The sequence below is a fragment of the Paenibacillus sp. Y930 genome, assembly GCF_056786375.1.
This window is the reverse complement of the sequence record NZ_JBXCIX010000046.1, coordinates 1-527: the sequence shown is the minus strand read 5'-3', so window position 1 is coordinate 527 and position 527 is coordinate 1. Positions and strand designations below refer to the sequence as shown.

The following is a 527-nucleotide window of genomic DNA, read 5'->3' as shown; positions in this document are numbered from 1 at the left end:
CCTAAGAAGGTTCATCTCCAAGCTTCACAATTCGCTTTGGATGTTTCATTACTTTCATATCCAGTTTTCAAGGAACAAACACTTTTTCCGTTAGGAAAATAGTGAACAATCTCCTAAGAGAATTGTTGGTGGAGCCAAGCGGGATCGAACCGCTGACCTCCTGCTTGCAAGGCAGGCGCTCTCCCAGCTGAGCTATGGCCCCATAATATAATGGGTAACCGACTCAAAGTCGATATGGTGGGCCTTAGTGGACTCGAACCACCGACCTCACCCTTATCAGGGGTGCGCTCTAACCAGCTGAGCTAAAGGCCCTTGGGTATTCCGTTTTGACTACCTACGCTTTTTCCGTTAGGAAATAGCTGTGATTTTCCTGAAAGAAAATATCAAACCTTCTTACAGTCAAATCTTAGTTGAAAGAGTAACTATACACTTTTCTTGCGAAAAGCTTTGTTTGATCTTTCAAAACTGACAACGAGTGTGCGAACAACTGCCAAGTTGTGATCCTCAAGGGATCTAATGTTCTTCTC

The 527-nt window shown here is 44.0% G+C and carries 2 tRNA genes; both read right to left on the bottom strand.

The window, feature by feature from the left end:
* Positions 1-126: 126 nt before the first annotated feature.
* A tRNA-Ala gene (locus AC1TO5_RS21305) sits at positions 127-202 on the bottom strand.
* A 33-nt stretch (positions 203-235) separates the two neighbouring features.
* Positions 236-312 (bottom strand) — tRNA-Ile (locus AC1TO5_RS21300).
* Between the last annotated feature and the right edge of the window lie 215 nt (positions 313-527).